Genomic DNA, 21581 nt, shown 5'->3' with positions numbered 1-21581 from the left:
GCCCCAGGAGGCATGCGATGAGAATCTTGAAGAAAATCGTGGCGGCCGTGGTCGCCGTCGTTCTAACGATCCCCGCGACACTCCTCGCCCAGGAGCTGCCACCGCGCATCTTGTTCTCGACCGAGGAGCTCGAACAGATCGCCGCGCCGGTCGCGCTCTATCCGGACCCGCTGCTGGCGCAGGTGTTGATGGCCGCCACCTACCCCGTCGAGGTCGTGCAGGCGGCCCGGTTCGTTCAGGCCAATCCCACTCTTAGGGATAGCCGGCTGGACGAGGCGCTCACGTACCAGAACTGGGACGACAGCGTGAAGGCGCTCGCTCAGTTCCCGCAGATCCTCGACATGATGGACGACAAGCTCGACTGGACCCAGCAGCTCGGCGACGCCTTCCTGGCTCAGGAGCAGGGTCTGATGGACGCCGTGCAGGTGCTCCGCGCCAGGGCGCAGGCGCAAGGCACGCTCACCAGCTCACCGCAGCAGGTCGTGAGGGTGCAGGCCCCCTACATCTACATCGAGCCGGCCAGCCCGCAGGTGATCTACGTGCCGGTCTACAACCCTCTCATCGTCTACGGGCCGTGGCCCTATCCTGCCCATCGGCCGTACTACTACTACCCGATCGGATTGCCCGTGGGGAGAGGCTTCTACTCCTTTGGCGGCGGCATCTTCGTCGGGTTCGGGCTCTGGGGAACTTGCGACTGGCACCGCCACGTCGTCTTCGTCGATGTTGCCCGGTATCGCCGCTTCACCGAAGTCGTGAACGTCGAAGGACGACGGGGCGAGATCGAGCGGGGGAGGATCGGGCCGCGCGAGGGTGATCGGCTGGCGTGGCAGCACGACGTCCGTCATCGGGAGAGCGTGGAGGTCCGGCATACGGCGGCGCAACAGCCCGTGACGACTCCGAGGCCGGCGGTTATCCAGTCCCGTGAGCCCTTCCGGAGTCGTGTAGAGCAGCCGCGGGCGGCACAACCGCGGGTGGAGCAGCCACGAGTGGAACAGCCGCGGGCGGCACAACCGCGGGCGGAGCAGCCGCGGGTGGAGCAACCGCGAGCTGACCAGCCGCGAGCGGAGCAGGGACGGCCGCAGCCAGGGCGCGGCGGACAGGAAGCGATCCGGCCGAGCGTCCAGCCGGCGCCACGGCCCGAGTCCAGCCGGCCGAATCCGGGAGACTCGCCGCGCGCGCAGGCGCGCGTCCAGGCGAGCCCCGCCCCTGCGCAGGGCCAGCGACGGGAACCCGGCGAGCGCGGTCATGAGGACCGGGAGAGTGTCGCGCCGCCCAGTCCCGCCGTGCGGAGTGCGCCCGTGGCGACCGTCACGACTGGAAGCGTCCATGAAGCGAGCAGCGCAAGCGCCTTGAACGGCGGCGTCCAGGGCGGCGGGGCGCGGCGATGAGCCGGGGCAGGCTGCTGAAAAAGGCCCATCTGCGCCATTTAGCAAAGACTGTTGGGGCGCCCTCGGCCGCAGGCTCGTGGCTGTTCGAGCTGAGGGGCGGAGCCCCGAGGCGAGGGCTGAGACAGTCGTACGCCTCGCCTGCGGAATCAACCCAGCCCTCGTCTCGCGACGGCACAGGCCGTCGCTCAACTCGAAGGGCGGGGCGCCGCCTCGCATCTGGACCTTTTTGAGCAGCCTGCGAGTTTTTCAGCCGCCTGCTAGGAGGAAAACTCGCGCAGGACTCGGCCCGGGCGGCCGCAGTCGGCGATCACGCCCCGCGGGTCCACCGCGCGGACGCCGTTGACCCACACGCCGTGGAGCCCCACGGCCGGCGTGTCGAGGCGTGACGCGCCGGTGGGCAGGTCGTTGACGCGGCGCTTCGGGCCCCGCGCCACCGTGGACGGATCGAACAGCATCAGGTCGGCCCACGCGCCGGGCGCGATGCGGCCGCGGTCCTTGATGCGATACGCGTCCGCCACCGTGCTCGTCACGGCGCGCACCGCCTGCGGGAGCGTCATGTCGCCGCGCTCGCGCACCCAGTGGCCGAAGAGGTGAAGGCCGAAGCCAGCGTCGCAGAGGAAGGAGAGGTGCGCGCCCGCATCGGACAGCGCGATGGCCGCGCAGGGGTGGCGCAGCAGCTCGGAGACCTTCTTCTCGTCCGTGTTGAAGAGCCGGCAGTCAAACATCGTGTCGAGGTCGTCGTCGAGCCCCAGGTCGAGGAAGACGTCCCAGGGCTCCCGCTTTCGGTCCCGCGCCAGCTCGCCGATCGTCTTGCCCTCCAGCGACCGCAGCGAAGGCTTCTTCACCTCCATCACCGTCAGGTAGTCCCAGTTCTTGTTGCTGATCCGGTTCGGCACGCCGGGCTGCCCCATCTCGTGGATCAGCGCGCGGCGGAAGCCCGGATCGGCCAGGATCTGGCGGTAGCGCGCCTGGTCGGGCGCCGTCATCGCGGGCCGCCAGGCCATCAGTGCCTCGAGCGGGTAGGGGTGGCGCAGCGTGAACTCCATGCCGAGCGGGAAGCAGCCCACCTGCGCCCAGAGCTCGCGGCCGCGGGTGCGCGCCTGCTCGATCTCGCCCAGCTCCTTGAAGACGCGCGTGGGATCGCCCGGGTCCACGAACATGGCCGCGATCATGACGGGCCGGCCGTTGGCGCCCGCGATCTTCTCGAGCCAGGGGATGGTGGAGGTCATGCCCTTGGTCAGCATGAAGACGCCGCGCTTGGCCTCGCCGAGCGCGCCCGTGAGCGCCAGCATCTCCTTCTCGTCCGCCAGCCGGGAGGGCATCGGGATGCCGCCTTCACCGTTGTGCTGCTCGAGCGTGGAGGTCGCGAAGCCGATGGCGCCCGCCTTGACCGCCTCGAGCACGATGCGCCGCATCTCCGCGATCTCGGCGTCCGTCGCCGCGCGCTTGGCCGCGTCCTCGCCCAGCACATACGTCCGCACCGACGAATGCCCGACGAAGGACGCCACGTTCGGGACGATTCCGCGCCGCTCGATCGAGCCGAGGTACTCCGGATAGCTTTCGAAATCCCACTGGATCCCCGCGCGCATCGCGTCCAGCGACATGCCCTCGACGTGCGTCAGGTTGCGCATGATCACGTCGCGGTGCTGCGGCCGGCAGGGCGCGATGGTGAACCCGCAGTTGCCGATCACCACCGTGGTCACGCCCAGCGCCGTGGACGGCGTCGCGAAGGGATCCCAGGTCAGCTGGGCGTCGTAGTGCGTGTGGATGTCCACGATGCCCGGGGCCAGCACCAGTCCCTGCGCGTCAACCGTTTGCCTGGCCGGCCCCAGGTTGCCGCCGACACCGACGATCCTGCCGCCCGTGACCGCGACGCCTCCGGCGCGCTCCGGGGCGCCCAGACCGTCGATGATACGCGCATTGTCAATGACAAGATCGTGCACGTTATGAAGCCTCCGTGTCGTGTGGGTCGGTGGTGTGCGGCTGTGCGGACCCGAGCGTAGTCCCGGCCTCCCGCGAAATCAAGCGGCGCCCGGGCCTCATCCACCGCCACACGCGCTCGGGGGTGATGGGCAGCGACCGGATCGTCACGCCGAACGGAGTCAGCGCGTCCTCCACGGCGTTGGCCACCGCCGCCGGTCCTGGAATGGCGCCGCCCTCCCCGACGCCCTTGGCGCCGAGCGGCGTGAACGGTGACGGATGCTCGAGCCGCTCCACCTCGATCATGGGCACGTCGGTGGCCGTCGGTTTCAGGTAGTCGAGGAAGGTGGACGTGAGGAGCTGCCCCTGCGCGTCGTAGCGGAATTCCTCCAGGAGCGCGGCGCCGATGCCGTGCACGGTCGAGCCGTGCACCATGCCCTCCACGATGAGCGGATTGAGCTCGCGGCCGCAGTCGTGAGCAACGAGGTACTTCAGGATCTTGACCACCCCGGTGCGCGGGTGCACCTCGACCAGGCAGCAGTGCGCCGCGTTCGAGAAGACGAGCTGGGAGCGCACGCGCCGCTGGGCGTCGACGGGCGCCGCGAGGGGATTCTGGTACGCGTGGCGCGCCTCGATCCCGGGCTCTTCGCCCGGCGGGAGGCCGAGCACGTCGGCGTACGCGGTCCGCGCGAGCTCGGCGAAGCTGACGCGCCGGTCCGGCGCGCCCCGCACGACGACGGCGCCGTCGCGCAGCTCCAAGTCGGCCGGGTCGATCTCCAGCCGATGCGCGGCCAGCCGGCGGAGCTTGTCCGCCACCCGCCGGGCTGCGCCCACGATCGCGCCGACATCCGTGACGGAGAACTTGTTCGAGTAGTTGCCCGAGAGGTAGAGCCAGGGTGTCGTCGCCGAGTCGAACCCCCGGGCGACCACGACGGTCTCCGGGGTGAGCCCAAGCTCGTCGCCCACGATCTGCGCGATCACGGTCTCGTATCCCTGACCGCTGGACGGGTCACCGATGGCCACGCGGACGTGCCCGTCCGGTTCCATCCGGACCATCGCGGCCTCGGCGGATCCCGACACGGTCCGCCGTCCGGTGAGGAGCTCGTACGAGGCGAGATTCGTCCCCGCGGGCTCGATCGACGTGGCGATCCCGATGCCGAGGAGTCGCCCCTCGCGGCGCGCGCGGGCCTGCTCGGCGCGCCAGCCCGCGTAGTCGAAGCTTTCCAGCGCGCGGCGGAGCGTCGCCGGGTAGTCGCCGCTGTCGTACTGGGCGCCCGGCGGCGTCGTGTAGGGCATCTCGTCCGCCGTGACGTAGTTGCGCAGGCGGAGCTCCGCTGGATCCAAGCCGAGCCGGCGGGCGAGGAGTGCCATCGAGCGCTCGATCGCGAAGCACATGAAGGGCTTACCGATCCCGCGGTTGGCCCCGCTCGGGCACTTGGTGGTCAGCACCGACCAGGCCTCGTAGCGAATGGCGGGGATGCGGTAGCCGTTGGCGATGTTCCCCAGCTTGATGAGGTTGTGCTGGCTCGGGGTGACGAGGTTTTTCCCCTCGTCGGCGACGTCGCGAACGCTCAACGCGAGCAGCGTGCCGTCCGCCCGGTACGCCAGCTCGACGTCCATCACTCCGTTACAGGCATGCATGAGGGCGGTGAGGTTCTCGATCCGGTCCTCGATCCACTTGACGGGGCGGCCCGCCGCCCGCGCCAGGAGCGCGCAGATCAGGAGATATGCCGGCCGCCGCTTGTTGCCGAAGCCGCCGCCGATGTCGGGGCAGCTCAACCGGATGCGAGACAGGGGGACGGCCAGCGAGGCCGCGAGGATCGAGATGGTCAGCCCGGGCCGCTGGTCGTTCGTCCAGAACTCGAAGCTGTCCGTCCCCGCGTCGTAGGCGGCGATGGCGCCGAACGTCTCGAGCGGTGTCGAGGCGTAGCGCTGGATCGTGAATCGCTCGCGGAGGACGCCGTGGGCCCGCGCCATCGCGCCGTCGACGTCGCCATACGTGAGCGTGTCGTGCCAGACGACATTCGAGCCGAGCTCCGGATAGAGGAGAGTCGCGCCGGGCCGCAGAGCTTCCTCGGGATCCACCACGGCCAGGAGCGGGTCGTACTCGACGCGGATCAGCTCGAGCGCGTCCTCGGCCGTCGCCCGATCGACGGCCGCCACCGCCGCCACGGGCTCGCCGACATACCGCGCGCGGTCCACCGCCAGGCAGTAGTCCGACACGACGGCGGTCGTTGGGATAAGCGGCCGGATCGGTCCGGAAAGGCGCGCGGCGTCCGCGCCCGTCAGCACGGCGGCCACACCCGGGCGCGCGGCGGCCGCGCGCGTGTCGATGGACACGATCCGGGCGTGGGCATGCGGGCTTCTCAAGATCGCGGCGTGGAGCTGCCCCGGCTGGCCGAGGTCGTCGATGAAACGGCCGCGGCCCGCGACGAGGCGGACGTCTTCCTTGAGCGGCAGGGCGGTGCCGACCCAGCGCGCGGCTCCGGTGGGCTCGCTCACGCGGTTTCTCCGGCGCCGCCGCGGAGGGCCGCCGCGGCCTGGGTGACGGCGCGCACGATATTGACGTAGCCCGTGCACATGCAGAGCTGGCCGGCCAGGGCTAGGCGGATCTCGTCGGGCGACGGCGCGGGATTGGACGCCAAGAGCTCGGTGGCAGTGACGATCATGCCGGGCGTGCAGAACCCGCACTGCATCGCGTGCGTGGCGCAGAAGGCCTGCTGGAGCGGGCTCAGCCCCTCGGGCGGGGTCAAGCCCTCGATCGTTGTCACGGTGGCGCCGTCCAGCTGGACCGCAAAGACCAGGCAGCTCCGTGCGCTCTCCCCGTCGACGAACACCGTGCAGGCGCCGCACACGCCGTGCTCGCAGCCCACGTGCGTGCCGGTGAGCCCGAGGTCTTCACGCAGGAAATCGGCGAGGGACCGGCGTGCCGAGATCTCGCGCTCGACCCCGCGGCCGTTGACGGTGAGCCGGATCGACAGGCGCTCGGCCGGCGCGATCATGCAGGGCGCGCGCCGTCGAGCCGCGTGAGCGCCTGGCTCACGGCGTCTTCGGTCAATACCGCCGCGAGATGGCGGCGATACTCCGCCGAGGCGTGGACGTCATCCGGCGGATCGCACGCCTCGGCAGCGGCCGCTGCCGCCCTCGCTAATGCGGCGCTCGGGTCGAGGCCTTGGCTCGTGAGAATCTCCTCCGCTGCGGCGAACCGCACGGGCCGGTCGCCCACTCCGAAACCCACGAGCCACGCGGACTCGCAGCGTCCCGACGGCCCGGCCGCCCGGCCCACGAGAGCCACCACGCCGGCCAAGGCAAAGTCGCCCGCCCGGCGCACGACTTCGGCGAAGCCCCAGCCAGGGCCCTGCGGCGGGACGCGGATCTCCAGCAGGATCTCGTCCGGCGCCAGCGCGGTCGTCATCAGGCCGAGAAAGAACTCCGAGGCCTGGATCGTCCGCGAGCCGCGAGCGCCGTGGAGGCGGAGCTCCGCGCCGAGCGCGACCAGCGCGGCCGGCAGCTCCGCGGCGGGATCGGCGTGCGCGAGGCTGCCGCCGAGCGTGCCGCGATGCCTGATGGCCGCGTGGCCTACATGGCGCGCGGCCTCGGCGAGGAGCGGTGCCCGCTCGATCACGGCGGCGGAGTCCGCGAGCGCGGCGTGGCGTACGAGGGCGCCGATGCTGAGACCGCCGTCGGCGCTGAGCGTGATGTGATCGAGCCCCGGCACGCCGTTGAGATCGATCAGCACCGCCGGGCGCACGAGGCGCAGGTTGAGCATCGGCACCAGGCTCTGCCCGCCCGCCAGGATCTTGACGTCATGGTCGGCGGAGGCGAGGAGCTCCACCGCGTCGGCGAGGTTCTGGGGACGCGCGTACCGGAACGGGGCCGGCTTCACTCCCGCCGCCGCTAGCCCATCAGGAGCGCGCCCGGCACCTCGCGCCCCATCCTCTGGATCTGCTCCCGGCTGATACCCTCGGCCTGAAGCCCCGCCACGAACATCTGGAGACCATCCGCGGGCGTCGGGTTACCCGCCTGGCCGAGGTCCGTGCCGAGCACGAAGTGCTCTGCGCCCACGCTCTTGATGCACGCCGCGGTCACCGCGAGCGGCACGCGCGGCGAGTGGCGCATGAACTCGAGCACGCTCTCCGGCCCCACCAGGATGCCCAGCGCGCACAGCTCCATCTTCGCCCCCATGGCCGCCGCCTTCTTCATGTGCGCGGGCGTCATCCCGACGACGTCGAACTGCGCATGGGTGACGACGATGCGGTCGCACCCCTCCTCGCGCGCGGCCGCGATCAACGCCAGCGCCTGCTCGGCCGAGGCGTGCCCCGTGTGGACCACGAGCCGCTGGGCGGCGCAGACCTTCAGCACCTCTCGCGCCGCCGGCAGCACCGCGCCGCGCTCGTTCACTATGCTGATGCCCGCCGGCGCCGTGCCCGCGCGGCGCACGTGGTTGTCGGCGTCGAAGGTCGGGAACCACACGACGCGGCCGTAGCCGCCCTGCATCCGCCACATCCACTCCACGGCCTGCGGGTTGAGCCCGCCGACGGCGCCGTTCAGCGTGACGCCGCCGAAGATCTTCACTCCGGGCACGTGCTTGCGCGCGAGCCACGCGCGATCGGCGGTGAGGGTGACGTGGCTCTTGAACACCACCGCTTCCATTTGCCGCGCGGCGGCCAGCGCGGCCAGCTCGTCATCGTCCACGGAGCGGCCGAAGACGTCGGGCGCCGCGTGCGTGTGAAAGTCGATCAGGCCGCGGATGGGGCTCACGGGCGGTGGAGGGGGAGAGTACCCGCGGACTCCCGTGTTCGCGGCGGGCTCGCGCGCCGGGCCTTCGGCGCGCCGTCCACGCGCGGCGGGCGCCGTCGGGCGTCCATGCCCGCGTGGAGCCGCGGCCGCGACGCAGCCGCACATGACCGCGCACGCCGCGCTCACAGCGTCAGCCCCCCGTCCAGGTAGAGTGTCTGGCCGGTCATGTAGTCGGCCGCCGCCGAAGCCAGGTAGACGGCGAGGAGGCCGACCTCGCGGAGCCGTCCCTCTCGCTGGAGCGGCACGGTCTGCTGGGCGCGGCGGACCGCCTCGGCGTAGCCCGCCTCGCCTGCGGTCACCGCGTCGGGGAAGAGCCCGGGCGCGATCGAATTCACCTGGACGCCGTAGGGCGCCCACTCGAGCGCCAGCGCCCGGGTGAACCCGACGAGCGCCGTCTTCGCGGCGGCATAGATCGTCAGGTTGACGCCGCCGCGGGCGGAGGCGAACGAGCCGATGTTGATGATCTTGCCGGAGCGCCTGGCCAGCATGTGCGGGCCCGCGGCCCGACTGCAGAGCACGGCCTCAGTCAGGTTGAGATCGAGGATGAGGCGGTATTCGTCATCGGTCAGCGGGCCGGGGGTCAGCGGACCGGGCGCCTTCGCTGCTTGATCCGATAGGGGGCCCGGCAGGGGCACCAGCGGCTTCCGGATGGAGTCGCCGAGGTTGTTGACGAGCACGTCGAGGGCGCCGAACTCCTTGAGGATGCGGCTCATCGCGCGCTCCACCTCGTCCGACTTGGTCACGTCCGCGACGAGGGGCACCACGCGCCGGCCCGTCGCCTTGGCGATGTCGGCCGCGAGGCTCGTCACGTGCTTGTCGGTCAGGCTGTTAATGATGACGTCCGCGCCGGCCTCGGCGAGGGCCTGGGCGATGCCCTTGCCGATGCCGCGGCCCGCGCCCGTCACGAACGCCACCTTGCCGGTCAGATCGTATTCAGGGATGGCCATCTGTCCGTCCTAAGACCAGACGTCGATTGGAATCGGCAGCCCGTCGAGGTCGGCGTCGGGCAGCGGCCCGTCGGCCCGCCCGCCCATTCGGTCCAGGAACCAGTAGATCTGGCGCAGGTGCTGGGCGGCGTGCCACGTCGTGCGCTCCATGAAATCGTGGGCCGACTGCGGGCCGTAGTACGTGCTGACGCTGCCGTCGCACCAGCCCGGCCGCGCGCAGTACGCGGCGAGCCGCCGCCGCACCGTCTCGCCGTAGCGGGCGACGGCGTCGCCGTCCACCATCTCTGCCGGCGCCTGTTCGTCGAACACGTGCTCGGACAGGTGCCCCTCCTCGCGCGTATCGACGAAGGCCGCGCTCAGGCGGAAGACGTGGAAGCCCAGCTGGCGCACCGACCGGTCGCGCCCCGGCGCCTTCATGCCGAGGTGCTCGCGCGGGACCTGGCGGATCGCGCGCTGGGTCGCCGCCAGCACGGTGTCGAGCCGCCGCGCCAGCTCGGCCGGCGCCAGCTGTAGGCACTCCGCGTAGCGCGCCCCCACCAGCTCGGCGAGCGCCTTCGGGTTCCAGCCGTGGACCACGCGGTCGCCGACGATCGTCGCCGGCACGCGGGCGACGCCGAACGGCTCGAGGTCACGCCGCCGCTCGGGCTCGGCTTCGACGTCGAACCCCTCGAACGTCACTCCCCATGACGAAAGCAACTCTTTCGTCTTGGCGCAGGAGCTTCAGCCCTGCCGGTAGTAGACGCGCGGAGTATCCATGGGCCCTCCCATTCGCGGAACGAGCCGGCCATTCGCGGAACGAGCCGGATGGTATCACGGCTTCCAGAGCCGCGGATCGAAGGAGAACGGCTCCGGCTGGCCGATGCGGATGCGTTTGAAGTGTGGATGCAGCGGGTTCAGCAGATAGTTCAACTCGTGGGGAACGATCGCGGATGGCACTGCCAGCACTGCGGTCTTACGCGCCGCGGCCCAGCGGCTACCCAGATCGGCGAGAGCCTGCGGCCGCGGAAGGTTTCGCCACTCCCGTGGGAGACCCGAGGTTCGGATGAGGGTGATCTCCTCCGGGTCCGGAATGTCCGCCGGGATGCCGACGCAGTCTTTCGCGAGGTCGTCGTCGTCCAGGTGCACCAGCAGCTCCAGGACCGCAAGCGAAAGCGTGGAGGACGTGTACACGACAGGAGTTCCACGATGGTTCCACCTGCCGCCGTACATTCTGGCTCCCTCGCCGTCAAAGGCCGCGGTGCGGGGCTGGGCGAGACGCCAGACCCGGATCAGCTGTACACGCCGTGCTCGATCCGGCCCAGGACGGTCACGACTTCCTCGGCGCCGAGATCGGTGTCCAGCAGATCGAGTGGGGCGATGCCGCCCAGCGCGCGGTTCGGCTTCTGGAGCCATCGCCCGGCCTTGTCTTGCGCTCCCAACACATCCTCGGCGACGGCCGCCACGCGTGCCAGACGCAGCAGCCGGTCCGACTCGTCCGCTCGGAGGCGCCGCTCCTTCTTCCGCCGGGCCAAGGTGCGGGCAGGCAGGCCGACCACCCGCGCCAGCGTGAGCAGGGGAATGTCGTACCGCGTGCCGACGGCGGCGAGTGAGGCGAATGGAAGGCCGGAGCGCGCCCGATGGATGACGGCGGTGTAGTCGGCCAGCCGCTCCTTCAGGACACTCCTTCCCCCGAGCGTCTCCGCGATCGTCGTGGCTGTGACCATAACGCCTCCTGCAATCTGGCAGTGATGATACTGCCATATGGCATGAGCGTCAAGGGCGGCGCTTCGGCACGCGTCTCCGCAGCCGATCTGCTCCCCTAGGCTCTACACGCGGCCGTCAGTGTCGCGATGAGGCGATCGACCGCGTGGATCGCGTCTTGGCCGAGCGTCCCGTGTTTCCGGAGATCTTCGAGCAGCGCGAGGAGCGACTCGACGTCCTCGACCCGCTGAAAGGTCCAGGCTTCGACGTCGCCGGTCCGCTTGGCGCCCGAGGCGGCCGCGCGCGCGCCGGTGGACACGGCAGCGTCGGCGGTGGTGGCAAGCAGGCTGCGGGCGACGTCCGCATTGCCCGCGGAAATGCCCGGAACGGTGATCATGTTCTTCTGCCGAGGACGACGAGCTCGTATTCCGTCATGGGGTCGTCATTCTAGCATCGTCATCCGAGGGGCACGATAGCGTAGAAGCGCGGCTCTGCGCCAATCACGCGGGTGATGTGCCCCTGGCCGGTCAGGTCTTCGGCCAGGACGACGTCGCCAGGGCCGATCCGCGCTACCGTGCCGTCGCCCACCTCGATCTCGGCGGCCCCCGACAGCGAGATCGAGTACTGCCGGCGCGGCGCGCAATGCCAGTCGAGCACGTACCCCGGCGGCGCGAGGCGGAACGCGATGCCCGCCGTGGGCTGCGTCGGAGTTGTTTCCCCGTGAGCGCCTTCGGTGTCGAGGAAGGGCTTCATCGGCAGCGTCTCTTCGGCGATGTGCGACTGTCCGTCGGCCCCGCTGTACACGCGCCAGATCTTTGCCATGGCACCCCCCGGCGCAGAGGATACCTCATCGGCACGGCTCTGCGGATTACAAGGCCGCCGGCCGGTTTGCGCCCCCCGCGAAGATCGACTATGGTGGCGTCTCCTTGGGGCATGCGACCGTGAACCCTACTCGAGCGTGAGGGCGACCATGCGGAAGACGATCACCGGCACCGGCGGCATGCTGCTGCTCCAGACCCTGAAGGACGCGGGGGTCGAGTACCTCTTCACGAACCCCGGCTCCGCGGAGACCGGCATCTTCGCCGCGCTCGCCGAAGACGGCGCCCAGCGGCTGGTGGTCGGCAAGCACGAGGGGCTGGTGGCGGCGATGGCGGACGGCTACCACCGCTTCAGCGGGAAGGTCGGCGTCATCATCGCCCACGTGATGGGCGGATCGTACCAGCTGGCCGGTCAGCTCTTCAACGCGCAGGTCGCCGGCTCGTCGTTGCTGGTCATCGCCGGGGACTGGGCGTCCGAGCTCCAGGACTATCGCGGGCTGGCGCCGTTTCCTGGCTTGAGCCAGGCCGAGTCGATGCGCCCACTGACCAAGGAGGCGCGCTGCGCGTACCAGGTGCACGCGAACCCGGCGGCCATCACGGTCGCCACCGCGCGCGCCCTGCGCGAAGCCACGACGCCGCCGACGGGCCCGGTGTACCTCTCCATCAGCGCGGAGCTCCTGAATCGCGATGGGCTGGAAGCCCAGATCGGGGAAGCCGCGCAGTACCAGATCGACCGGCCGGGGCCGGCGCGTCCGCAGACGATCGAGGCGATCGCCCGGCGGCTCGGCGCGGCGCGCTGCCCGGTGCTGATGTTCGGCGACGACGTCTGGCGCGAGGGCGCTGGGGCCGAAGCCGTGCGCCTGGCCGAGGCGCTCGAAACCCCCGTGTTCAGCAGCCGGCAGATCTTCGTCAACTTCCCCTCGCGCCATCCGCTCTACTGCGGCATGTACCCGGTGTCGGCGGAGTTTAAAAAGACCACGGGGCTCGAGCCGGACCTGATTTTCCTGGTCGGCTGCCAGGGCGTGCACGGCCCCGTCACGGAACCCAACGTGATGCAGATCGGGCCGAACCCGGTGCTGATGGGCCGCCACTATCCGCTCGACGTCGCGGCCCAGTGCGAGCTGCGAGAGACGTTGTCGAGCCTCACGGCGGCGCTGACGCGCCTCTATCCCGCCGATCGGGCGGCGGCCTGGAAGCGCGAGCGGGTGCAGGTGCGCGCCTACGCCAAGCGGCTGATCCAGCGTGAGGAAGACCTGGTGCGTGAGCACGAGCACGACACGACGGTGCATCCGAGCCTGCTCGAAGCGCAGCTCGCAAACCTTTTGCCGCGCAATACCGTCATGGTCCAGGAGAGCTCGACCGCACGGACGACGCTCATGTCCTTCGGGCACGACGCGATGGCCTGGACACGCAGCGGGGGCGGCTCACTCGGCTTCGGCGTGGGCGCCGCCATCGGCGCCAAGCTCGCCGTCGGGCGCGAGCGGCCCGTCGTGCTTCACCTAGGCGATGGCGCGCTCACGTACAGCGCCGCCGGCTTCTGGACGATGGCCCGCTACAACACCGCCGTGCTGACCATCGTCTCGAACAACGAGAGCTACCAGATCGTGCGGCACAACTGGGCGAAGGACATGCCGGACAGCAAGATGATCCTGGAAGGCAAGTATCCGGGGCTCTATCTGAGCGCGCCCGCGACCGACTACGTCGGGCTGGCCCGCTCCCAGGGCGTGGACGGCGAGGCTGTCACGAGCCCAAAGGAGCTGGAGCCGGCGCTGCGGCGAGGCTTGGACCGGGTTACCCGCGAGAACCGGCCGTACTTGGTCGAAGTGTCGGTGGCGCGCGAGGGCATCGGCGCCGACTCGACCTGGTATCAGGACTGGCAGCTCTAGAGCCTGTAGAACCCCTTCGCGCCGCCCGCGAGAATCTGGCGCTTCGTCTCCGCAGACAGCTCCGGCCGGTCGGCGATCAGCTTCGGGGCGCCGGGGAAGAAGCCGTCGGGATGCGGGTAGTCGGTCGCCCACAGGATCTTGTGCGGGCCGATGTAGTCCGCGAGGACGGAGAGACTGCCCTCGACCGGCTCGAACGAGATCCAGCAGTTGCGCCGGAACAGCTCGGTCGGGCGCATGGACAATCCTGAGTCGTTGAAGCCCTTGTCGTCGAAGTGGCGATCCATGCGGTCGAGCCAGGGCGCGATCCACCCGCCGCCTGATTCCAGAAAGGCGATGCGCACCTTCGGGTGACGGTCGCAGACACCCTCCCAGATCACGCTCATCGCGGCCAGCATCATCTCCAGCGTGTGCGAGATGATGTGCCGGGCCCCGCGCGTCTCGAAGCGGTCGACGCCCACCTGCGGCATCCCGCCGCTGGCGCCCTCGTGCAGGCCGATCGCGATGTCGAGCTCCTCGACCGCGTTCCAGAAGCGCTCGTAGTCCGGATGGTGCAGCATGCGGCCGTTGTACGGATTGGGGCGGACGAAGGCGGCCCGCATGCCGAGCTCCTTCCGCGCGTTGCGCATCTCCGCGATGGCCAGGTCAATCGACTGCATGGGCAGCATGGCCACGCCGAAGAGGCGGTCGGGGTAGGGGCGGCAGTAATCGGCGAGCCAGCGGTTGTACGCCCGGCACACGGCCGCGGCGAGCCCGGGGTCCTGGATCGCGCCGGCGAAGAGGCCGACGCTCGGATACAGGAAAGCCGCGTCGATGCCGTCGAGATCCATGTCCGGGATCCGCGCGTGGGGGTCGAAGCCGCCCTTGCGGCCGTCCGTGTATTTCATGGTGGATTCGTCGCCGGCGACGCCGTCGCGGGAGCCGATGGCCCCGACGACGCCGAAGCCCTTCGTGCTGCCCAGCACCTGGCCCTCGATGAGCAGGCGCTCCTTGCCGTCGGTGTCCGCGATGAGCCGAGGTGCTAAGCCGCGGTACGCCGGGTCGATGTACTTGTCCCAGATGTCCAGCGGCTCGAGCACGTGTCCATCGGCGTCGATCACGTTGTACGCGCGTGCCATGGAGAGCCTCCTTAGATGACGCCGTCGCGGCGGAGGGCGTCGAGCTCCGCGCTGCCGTAGCCGAGCAGCTCGCCGTAGATCTCCGTGTTGTGCTCGCCGAGGAGCGGCGCGCGCGTCACGTCGGTGGGCGAGTCGGACAGGCGCACCGGGTTCGCGGGCATCGGGTAGGCGCCGCGGCTCGGGTGCTCCAGCTCGACGATCATGCCGCGCTGGCGCAGGTGCGGGTCCGCCAGGATCTCGGTCGAGTCGAGGACGGCCCCGCACGGGACGCCCCGGGGAGCGAGGATCTCCAGCACCTCGTGCTTCGTGCGCTTCTCCGTCCACGCCTCGATCATCGGGTCGATCTCGTCGATGAACTGGACGCGGTCGCGCCGGTCGGCGTAGCGCGGATCGTCGCCCAGCTCGGGGCGGCCGAGGATCGTGGTCAGCGTTTTCCACATCTCCACGGTGGCGACGTGGATGAAGACGTAGTCGTTCGGTCCGAAGGGGTGGCAGCGGTAGAGGTTCGAGGGGGCCGCGTTCAGCGAGCTATTGCCCTGCCGCGGCACCGGTTTGCCCGTCGCGTAGCTGTCGCGCAGGTGGATGCGCAGGAGGTTCACCACCGAATCCTGCTGGGCGACTTCGATCTGCTGCCCCACGCCTGTCGCCTGCCGCTGGATGATCGCCGCCAGGATGCCGATCACCGTGTGCAGGCCGGCGCCCGTGTCGGCCAGGCCGCCGATCGCCTTCGTGGGGGGCCCATCGGGCGAGCCCGTCATGCTCATGGCGCCCGCCATTGCTTGCGCGATCCACTCGAAGCTCTTGTACTCCGAGTACGGCCCGCCGCTGCCGAAGCCCTTCACCGAGGCTGCAATGACGCGCGGGTTGAGCTTGCGGAGGGCGTCGTAGCCCAGGCCGAGCCGGTCCATGGCGCCCGGGCCCAGGTTTTCCACGACGACGTCCGCGCGCTTCACCATCTCCTTGAACATCGCGCAGCCGCGCGGCGCCTTGAGGTTGAGCGTCACGCCCTTCTTGCAGGAGTTCAGCAGGAGGAAGAACCACGCGTCCTCACCGCGCTTGTCGGAGAGCGCGGTGCGGCCCGGCTCGCCCGCCGGCGCCTCGATCTTGATGACGTCGGCCCCGAGCCACGCGAGCATCTGGGTGCAGCTCGGTCCCGCCTCGTACTGGGTCAGGTCGAGAACGCGGATCCCGTCGAGGGCTTTCGCCATCGCGCCGGATCTCCTTACGTCGTGTACGCGGAGAAGCGCACCGTCTGCGCCCGCGCCTGGTCGTCGGTGACGACGTTGACGACGGCCGGCTTGCCCGAGGCCCACGCGCGCTCGAGCGCCGGCCGGATCTCGTGCGGCTTCTCCACGAACTCGCCGTGGGCGCCCAGGTCCTGCGCGATCTTGTCGTAGCGGGTGTGGCCGAGATTCCGCCCCGGCTTGGGCAGCGGGCGCGTCCACGGCGTGTTGGCCGTCCACCCGCCGTTGTTGCTGATGACGACCACGATGGGGATCTTGTGGCGGACCGCCGTGTCGATCTCCATCGCGTTGATGCCATACGAGCCGTCGCCGTGGAGGACGACCACCTGGGCGTCCGGCTTGGCCACCTTCGCGCCGACTGCGAAGGGCAGGCCGACACCCATGCACCCGAACGCACCCGAGTTGAGCCGGTGGCCGGGCACGAAGGTCGGGATCGCCTGCCGGCCGTAGTTGAGGATCTCCTGGCCGTCCACGATGAGGATCGCGTCGCGCCGGAGGAAGTCGCGCACCTCCTTGCAGAGGCGGAGCGGATGGATGGGCGCCGTGTCCGCGGACATGGCCTTGTCCATCTCCGCCGACTTTTCGGCGTCGAGCGTCCGGAGCTTGCCCGTCCAGGCCGCATAGCGGCGCGGGTCGATCTTGCCCTCGGCTTCCGCTCGGAGCTGCTCGAGCACCGCACGCGCGTCGCCCGCGATCGGCACGTCCACGGCGCGGTTGTGGCCGAGCTGGCTCGGATTCACGTCCACGTGGATGACCTTGAGGTCGGCGGCGAAGCGCGGCGGGCGCCCGAACTGGATGACCCAGTTGAAGCGCGTGCCCACCGCGAGCACCACATCCGCCTCGGTGAAGGCCTTGCTCCGCGCGTTGAGAAACGCCAGCGCGTGGTCTTCGGGGATCAGCCCGCGCGAGATCGGCGTCGTGTAGAAGGGGATGCCCGCGGTCTCGACGAAAGCCTGGAGCGCGGCCGCCCCGTCGGACCACCAGACGCCGCTGCCGGCGATGATCACCGGGCGCTCGGCCTTCGCGAGGAGCGCGATCGCCTCGCGGATCGCTCCAGGATCGCCCAACGTGCGCGGCGCCGGGCGCCACGCGGACGGATAGACGATGCTCTCTTCCTCCACCTTTTCGCCCAGCACGTCGCCCGGCAGATCCAGATAGACCGGGCCGGGGCGCCCCGTCGTCGCCTGTCGGAACGCCGTCGCGACCACGTCGGGGATGCGCCTGGCGTCGTAGATCCGCTCCGCCCATTTTGTGACAGGGCGGAAGACCGCGACCTGGTCGATCTCCTGGAAAGCCTCCATTCCGAGAAAGACCCGGGGGCTCGACCCGCCGATCGCCACGAGCGGCGCGGCGTCGGTGAAAGCGTTGGCGACGCCCGTCAATAAATTAGTCGCGCCCGGGCCCGAGCAGCCCATGCAGACGCCGGGCCTCCGCGTCACCCGTGTCCAGGCGTGCGCCGCGAGCGCCGCCGCCTGTTCGTGCCGCGTGTCGATCGCCCGGATGCCGAGCGCGATGCAGGCCGCCTCGGTCTCGAGCATGGGCCCGCCCATCAGGTAGAAGAGGGTGTCGGTGCCCTGCGACCGGAGCGACTGCGCCAGTACTTCCGAGCCCGTGATCGTTCCCATGGTCCGTCCTTTCCGGTTCTAGAGAGGAATCCGCGGCCGGGAGAGAATGTAGCACCTCGCGGGCCGCTCCGCCCGGGCTTGGCCCGACTCTCCCAAAATCGTTGCGAATATGACGACGGGGGCCACACGGGCCGTAGAAGGCCAGCACGACTGCGCGGCAATTACCTGACTTCGAAGGACACCGTTTTCGCCCGGAGAGCGGCACGTCCTTTGCTGTAGAGATGCCCGGAGGAAACTCTCATGGTGACCGTACCACGATAGCAAGAGTTCCGTCGACGCCCACGGAGCCTGGTCTCCTGCCCCGTGACCGTCGAAGCGGGCAACCGCATTCTTCAAGGCGAGACGCTGAACCTGGGTCCATCCGGCGCCAAGCTTCGGCTCGACGAGCGCCTGCAAGAGGGCACCGCCGCGACGCTCCACTTCACGCCGGCCGAAGGGCGCCCCATGGATGTCGAAGCGATCGTGTGGCGAAGCGACGACGACGGGCCGGTCTTCTTCTTCGTCAAGGCAACCCCGGCGGACCTCCAGCCCTCGCAGTAACTCCCCGCTGTCCAGCCCGCTGCATCGGGAACAGCCCGCTCAGTGGGCGCCGCCGAGCTTGCGGTGATCCCAGGAGACGATGCGCGTGGGACGGAAGCGCAGGCCCACGCGCTTGACCCCGCGCTTCTCGGCGCCCGCCCGGACCAGCTCGGGAGGTGCGCCGGCCGGAGCATGCCCGTAGCGGTAGGCCAGCGCCACGCCGATGTCGAGGATGGCCTCGCGGTCGCGGACGATCTCCACGTCGCAGTCGAGCATGGCGCCGCGCAGCTCTTCGTATTTCTTCCCCGCCTCCACCTGCACGGTTGCTTGGGGCAGCCGCTCCAGGTTCTTCACCTTCTGGGAGGCGCCGTAGGTCCAGCAGGTGATCACATCGCCCTGGCGGACGTACCAGAGCGGCATCAGGTGCGGCCGGCCATTGGGCCCGATGGTGGCGCAGGTCAGCGTGAGCTCCTGGTCGAGAAAGGCGTGGAGCTCCTCGGGTGACATGGCGATCTCGGCACGGCGTGACATGGCTCTCCTTAGGTGGGTTTCTCGTACGTGACAGAGGCGCGGAGCCGGTCTTCCGGGATGGCGTAGTACTCGCGCAGGAGCGCCCCGGAGTCCGCCGAGAGGGAGTAGCCCGCCTTCTCCAGCGCGCCCCGGGCCTTGTAGTTCCGCGCGTAGGTCCCCACGATGATCCGGCGGACACCAAGCGCCACGCCTTCCCGCCCCGCCTCGCGCTCCAGATGCTCGGCCAGGCGGAGGCCGATGCCGTGGTGCTGGTGCTCGGGCAGGATGTAGGCGTGGCGCAGGAGCGCCGCGTCGCGCGCATACTCGAGCCCCATCACGGCGACCAGGACGCCGTCCAGGAATCCGCCGTACCACGCGAGGCGCCGGGCTTCGTCATCCCACTGGGCGGGCGTCATCTCCGGGTCGTGGAGCTCGTCGGGCGGGAGGAAGTCCCGGTACCAGCGCGCGGCGGTGTTGATCACGTCCACCGCGGCGCTCCGGTCGGCGACTGTCAGCTGGCGGATCGTCACCTGGGCCACGGGACCAAGTATCCTCCGGGCAGGCCTCGCAGGAAAGTGAAGAACGACAGCGCGCTGCCGAGACCGGCAGGCATGGGCGAAGACGTATACTCGACGGGCATGACCAAGGTAGCGCTGGTGACCGGAGCCTCGCGCGGGATCGGGCGAAGCATCGCCCTAGCCCTGGCCGCGGCCGGGTATGCCGTCGTTGTCAACTTCGCGTCTCGGCGGGGGGACGCCGATGCCACGACGGCCGCCATCGCCGCCGGGGGCGGGACGGCGGTCGCCTTGCAGGCGGACGTCAGCGACGCCGCGGCTGTGGCGGGGATGTTCGACGCGATCGACGAGCGATTCGGCCGCCTCGACGCCCTGGTGAACAACGCCGGGATCGGCCGGCGGGTCGATCGCCTGACCGACATCGACGACGAGACTTGGCGGCGCACGCTGGCCGTGAACCTGGACGGCGCGTTCTTCTGCATGCGCGCCGCCATTCCGCGGCTCCAGGCGGCCGGTGGAGGACGGATCGTGAATATCTCTTCGGGCGCGGCGCACACGGGCGGGGCCATCGGCGCGCACTACGCGGCCAGCAAGGCGGGATTGCTCGCGCTCACGGCCAAGGCGGCCCGCGAGCTGGCCCGCGAGGGCATCGCGGTCAACGCGGTGCTGCCGTCGGTCATCGAAACCGAGATGCTGGACGCGGTCGCCCCCGATGCCGCGGCGCGCGCGCGCGCGATGGCCCAGTTCCCCATCGGGCGCTTCGGCAGGCCGGAGGAAGTCGCCCGTGTCGTGCGGTTCCTGGTTGCCGAGGCGCCCGACTACCTGACTGGCGAGTTCATCAGCCTGCGAGGCGGGCGGCTTTGAAAGGAGTCATGCCCATGAAGGCGATCCGCGTCTCCGAGTACGGCGGCCCATCCGTCCTGAAGGTGGAGGAGGTGTCGACGCCCCAGCCGGGGCCGAACCAGGTCCTCGTGCGCAACCACGCTGTCGGCGTGAACCCCGTGGACACCTACCTGCGCGCGAACACCGACAACCGCGGGCCCAAGCTGCCCTACACGCCGGGCGCGGATGCGGCGGGGGTTGTGGAGGCGGTCGGCCCCGGGGTGACGGCCGTGAAGGCCGGCGATCGCGTCTACGTGGGCGGTACGGTGAGCGGCGCCTACGCCGAGCTCTGCCTCTGCGACCAGGGCCAGGTGCATCCCTTGCCCGCCAACGCCAGCTTCGCGCAGGGGGCGGCGATGAACGTCCCCTACGCCACGGCCTACCACGCGCTCTTCCATCGCGCGCACGCCGAGGCGGGCGAGACCGTTCTCGTCCACGGCGCCAGCGGCGGCGTGGGCATCGGCGCCGTGCAGCTTGCGCGGGCGCGCGGCCTCACCGTGATCGGCACCGCGGGCACCGAGCGGGGCCGGCGCATGGTGCTCGAGCAGGGCGCCCACCACGTGCTCGACCACGGCGCCCCGGGCTACCTCGACGAGTGCGTGTGGCTCACCGGCGGGCAGGGGCCGGCCATCATCATGGAGATGCTGGCCAACGCAAATCTCCAGAAGGACCTCGGCGTCATCGCCATGCGCGGGCGCATCGTCGTCATCGGCAACCGGGGCACGGTCGAGATCAACGCCCGCCTGGCCATGAACAAGGACGCGGCCATCCTGGGCATGGCGCTCTACCACGCCAGCCCGCCCCAGCTTGCCGGCATCCACGCCGCCCTCGTGGAGGGGCTGCGCAACGGCACGCTCCACCCGGTCATCGCCCAGGAGCTGCCGCTCGCCCAGGCCGCGCGCAGCCACGAGGCGGTGATGGAGTCGGGCCACCACGGCAAGATCGTGCTGGTCCCGTAGGGTGGCGGTCATGGGCGCGACGACTCGGCTCGGCCGATCGGGGCTGACCGTTTCCACTCTCTGCTTCGGGACCGGCTACATGAGCGGTCCGGTCGCGGCGGGCGCCCGCCTGCTGACGCGGGCCTACGAGCTCGGCGTCACCTTCTGGGACACCTCGGACGACTACGGCACCCACCCGCACGTGGCCCGCGCGCTCCGCGACGTGGGCCGAGACGAGATCGTCGTCACCACCAAGACCTACGCGAGCACGGCCGCGGGCGCGCGCCGCAGTCTTACCAAGGCCCTGCGCGAGCTTCGGGTGGAGGCGGTCGACATCTTCCTCCTCCATGCGGTGGACTCGGCCGGGGAGCTCGAGGCCAAGCTGCCCGCCCTCGAGACCCTCGCCCGGACGAAGGCCGAAGGCCTGGTGCGGGCCGTCGGCGTCTCGAGCCACAGCCGCGAGGTGCTGACGCGACTCCTCGATCTTCGAGCGGTGGACGTCGCGCTGGTGGTCGTCAACCAGACGGGGAGATGGATGAAGGACGCCACCCCGAAGGAGATGGCTGAAGCCGTCAAGCGCCTTCACCGGAGCGGCCGCGGCGTCTACGGCATGAAGGCTCTCGGCAGCGGCCAGGTCACGGGCCAGGCCGAGGTGGCCGCGGCCCTGCGCTACGCTTTCCGCTTTCCCTACGTCCACGCCACCTGCGTCGGCATGACCTCCGTGTCGGAGCTCGAGGCCAATGTCGGCATCTGGCGTCGCGCGCGGGCGAGGCGCCGGCGGTCGAGCAGGTAGC

Annotated in this window: 20 protein-coding genes and 2 pseudogenes; 6 read left to right on the top strand and 16 right to left on the bottom strand. The window is 70.3% G+C overall.

Features of this window, described 5'->3' with window-relative positions; all coding sequences use genetic code 11:
* Positions 1-17 precede the first annotated feature (17 nt).
* Positions 18-1388 (top strand): DUF3300 domain-containing protein, encoded by a 1371-nt coding sequence (locus Q7W02_13670; protein MDO8477216.1) that lies wholly within the window; start codon positions 18-20, stop codon positions 1386-1388.
* 257 nt (positions 1389-1645) lie between these two features.
* Here the strand turns inward: Q7W02_13670 and Q7W02_13665 are convergent, their stop codons facing one another.
* From Q7W02_13665 to Q7W02_13615, 11 genes and pseudogenes are all read right to left on the bottom strand, one after another.
* On the bottom strand, positions 1646-3331 hold the full coding sequence (locus Q7W02_13665; GenBank protein MDO8477215.1) for an amidohydrolase family protein: 1686 nt from the start codon (positions 3329-3331) through the stop codon (positions 1646-1648).
* 1 nt (position 3332) lies between these two features.
* Positions 3333-5810 carry a xanthine dehydrogenase family protein molybdopterin-binding subunit gene (locus Q7W02_13660; protein MDO8477214.1) on the bottom strand — a complete coding sequence of 826 codons (2478 nt, stop codon included), beginning with the start codon at positions 5808-5810 and terminating at the stop codon, positions 3333-3335.
* Entirely contained in the window at positions 5807-6310 is a 504-nt protein-coding gene (locus Q7W02_13655) for a (2Fe-2S)-binding protein (protein MDO8477213.1), read from the bottom strand. The genes Q7W02_13660 and Q7W02_13655 overlap by 4 nt, the downstream gene beginning before the upstream one ends.
* The gene (locus Q7W02_13650; protein MDO8477212.1) at positions 6307-7194 is read right to left on the bottom strand and encodes a xanthine dehydrogenase family protein subunit M; all 888 of its coding nucleotides are present in this window, start codon (positions 7192-7194) and stop codon (positions 6307-6309) included. The genes Q7W02_13655 and Q7W02_13650 overlap by 4 nt, the downstream gene beginning before the upstream one ends.
* 11 nt (positions 7195-7205) lie before the next feature.
* Entirely contained in the window at positions 7206-8234 is a 1029-nt protein-coding gene (locus Q7W02_13645) for a DUF6282 family protein (protein MDO8477211.1), read from the bottom strand.
* Positions 8231-9055, bottom strand: a complete 825-nt coding sequence (locus Q7W02_13640) for an SDR family oxidoreductase (protein MDO8477210.1) — start codon at positions 9053-9055, stop codon at positions 8231-8233. The genes Q7W02_13645 and Q7W02_13640 overlap by 4 nt, the downstream gene beginning before the upstream one ends.
* 9 nt (positions 9056-9064) lie before the next feature.
* Positions 9065-9757: pseudogene (locus Q7W02_13635) on the bottom strand (hypothetical protein).
* Positions 9758-9865: 108 nt separating this feature from the next.
* Positions 9866-10327, bottom strand: a complete 462-nt coding sequence (locus Q7W02_13630; protein MDO8477209.1) for an RES family NAD+ phosphorylase — start codon at positions 10325-10327, stop codon at positions 9866-9868.
* Positions 10324-10758 carry a DUF2384 domain-containing protein gene (locus Q7W02_13625; GenBank protein MDO8477208.1) on the bottom strand — a complete coding sequence of 145 codons (435 nt, stop codon included), beginning with the start codon at positions 10756-10758 and terminating at the stop codon, positions 10324-10326. Before Q7W02_13625 ends, Q7W02_13630 begins: the two co-directional genes overlap by 4 nt.
* A 95-nt stretch (positions 10759-10853) precedes the next feature.
* A complete protein-coding gene (locus Q7W02_13620; GenBank protein ID MDO8477207.1) occupies positions 10854-11132 on the bottom strand; it encodes a hypothetical protein in 279 nt (92 codons plus the stop codon).
* Between the two features lie 59 nt (positions 11133-11191).
* Positions 11192-11557 (bottom strand): hypothetical protein, encoded by a 366-nt coding sequence (locus Q7W02_13615; protein ID MDO8477206.1) that lies wholly within the window; start codon positions 11555-11557, stop codon positions 11192-11194.
* A 148-nt stretch (positions 11558-11705) separates the two neighbouring features.
* Here Q7W02_13615 and Q7W02_13610 point away from each other — a divergent pair, with 148 nt between their 5' ends.
* Positions 11706-13439 (top strand): thiamine pyrophosphate-binding protein, encoded by a 1734-nt coding sequence (locus tag Q7W02_13610; protein MDO8477205.1) that lies wholly within the window; start codon positions 11706-11708, stop codon positions 13437-13439.
* On the opposite strand, the gene Q7W02_13605 is transcribed toward Q7W02_13610, so the two are convergent.
* From Q7W02_13605 to Q7W02_13595, 3 genes are read right to left on the bottom strand one after another with little or no spacing between them, the layout of a single operon-like run.
* Complete coding sequence (locus tag Q7W02_13605) at positions 13436-14554, bottom strand: amidohydrolase family protein (GenBank protein MDO8477204.1); 1119 nt, start codon at positions 14552-14554, stop codon at positions 13436-13438. The two genes, Q7W02_13610 and Q7W02_13605, sit on opposite strands and share 4 nt — an antisense overlap.
* Positions 14555-14565: 11 nt before the next feature.
* Complete coding sequence (locus Q7W02_13600) at positions 14566-15762, bottom strand: CoA transferase (GenBank protein MDO8477203.1); 1197 nt, start codon at positions 15760-15762, stop codon at positions 14566-14568.
* A gap of 14 nt (positions 15763-15776) precedes the next feature.
* Positions 15777-17423, bottom strand: a complete 1647-nt coding sequence (locus Q7W02_13595; GenBank protein MDO8477202.1) for a thiamine pyrophosphate-binding protein — start codon at positions 17421-17423, stop codon at positions 15777-15779.
* A 282-nt stretch (positions 17424-17705) separates the two neighbouring features.
* Here Q7W02_13595 and Q7W02_13590 point away from each other — a divergent pair.
* A pseudogene (locus tag Q7W02_13590) lies at positions 17706-17963 on the top strand (PilZ domain-containing protein).
* Between the two features lie 39 nt (positions 17964-18002).
* On the opposite strand, the gene Q7W02_13585 reads toward Q7W02_13590, so the two are convergent.
* Together Q7W02_13585 and Q7W02_13580 are read right to left on the bottom strand one after the other, a co-directional pair.
* Positions 18003-18473 (bottom strand): pyridoxamine 5'-phosphate oxidase family protein, encoded by a 471-nt coding sequence (locus tag Q7W02_13585; protein ID MDO8477201.1) that lies wholly within the window; start codon positions 18471-18473, stop codon positions 18003-18005.
* A gap of 8 nt (positions 18474-18481) precedes the next feature.
* Positions 18482-18991 (bottom strand): GNAT family N-acetyltransferase, encoded by a 510-nt coding sequence (locus Q7W02_13580; protein MDO8477200.1) that lies wholly within the window; start codon positions 18989-18991, stop codon positions 18482-18484.
* Between the two features lie 72 nt (positions 18992-19063).
* Here Q7W02_13580 and Q7W02_13575 point away from each other — a divergent pair, with 72 nt between their 5' ends.
* Genes Q7W02_13575 through Q7W02_13565 form a run of 3 tightly spaced genes read left to right on the top strand, consistent with a single transcriptional unit; the run spans position 19064 to position 21580 of the window.
* Positions 19064-19831: an SDR family oxidoreductase gene (locus Q7W02_13575; protein MDO8477199.1), complete on the top strand. Its 768-nt coding sequence runs from the start codon at positions 19064-19066 to the stop codon at positions 19829-19831.
* A gap of 14 nt (positions 19832-19845) precedes the next feature.
* Positions 19846-20808 carry an NADPH:quinone reductase gene (locus tag Q7W02_13570; protein ID MDO8477198.1) on the top strand — a complete coding sequence of 321 codons (963 nt, stop codon included), beginning with the start codon at positions 19846-19848 and terminating at the stop codon, positions 20806-20808.
* 10 nt (positions 20809-20818) lie between these two features.
* Positions 20819-21580, top strand: coding sequence for an aldo/keto reductase (locus Q7W02_13565; GenBank protein MDO8477197.1), 762 nt, complete (start codon positions 20819-20821; stop codon positions 21578-21580).
* The last annotated feature ends 1 nt before the right edge of the window (position 21581 follow it).

The organism is Candidatus Rokuibacteriota bacterium (assembly GCA_030647435.1).
GTDB lineage: Bacteria > Methylomirabilota > Methylomirabilia > Rokubacteriales > CSP1-6 > AR37.
This window is presented reverse-complemented; position numbering and strand designations above follow the sequence as displayed.